The 522-nt window shown below is 69.5% G+C and carries 1 pseudogene; it reads right to left on the bottom strand.

Annotation, left to right across the window (positions count from 1 at the left end):
• Positions 1-522, bottom strand: a pseudogene (locus tag ACDELDRAFT_RS23470) (hypothetical protein); the annotation flags it as partial.

Here is a 522-nt window from a genome sequence, read left to right as displayed (position 1 = left end):
GGAAGCCGTGGCGGCTGGCGAAGTAGTGGATGCCGGCCCAGGCCGACACGCGCGCCGTGCCGGCGCCATAGTCGTCGCGGCAGCAGTAGTCGAGGTACCAGCGCAGGTGCGGGTCGTCAAACCCCTCGCGGGCCAGCCAGTCATCAAAAACAAGAGCGTCCAGCGCTTGTTGGACGGGCGCCAGCGGCCTTTTTGTATCAAATCCCTTGAGCATGGGCATGGTGAAGCGCGCGGCCTTGCCCAGCGCCTCGACCTGACCGGCGAAGCGCCGGTATTGCGCCAGCGTGGTATCCGGCACGCCCTGCACAGGCAGCAGGCCCTCCTGCCATTCGCCCTGGAAGAACAGGCGCTCCTGCGGGCTGTGGCACAGATGGCGCTCGTCGTATTGCCAGCGGCCCGCCACGCGCTGGCGCAGGCCCAGCTCTTCCAGCAGGTCCTGCACCTCGCGCGCCGCGTCGCCCGGCACGGGCAGGTAATGCGCGCCCAGCGGGCAGGCGATGCCGTTCACGGTGCCGCCACGGC

The organism is Acidovorax delafieldii 2AN (assembly GCF_000175235.1).
Classification (GTDB): Bacteria; Pseudomonadota; Gammaproteobacteria; order Burkholderiales; family Burkholderiaceae_C; genus Acidovorax; species Acidovorax delafieldii_B.
This window is presented reverse-complemented; position numbering and strand designations above follow the sequence as displayed.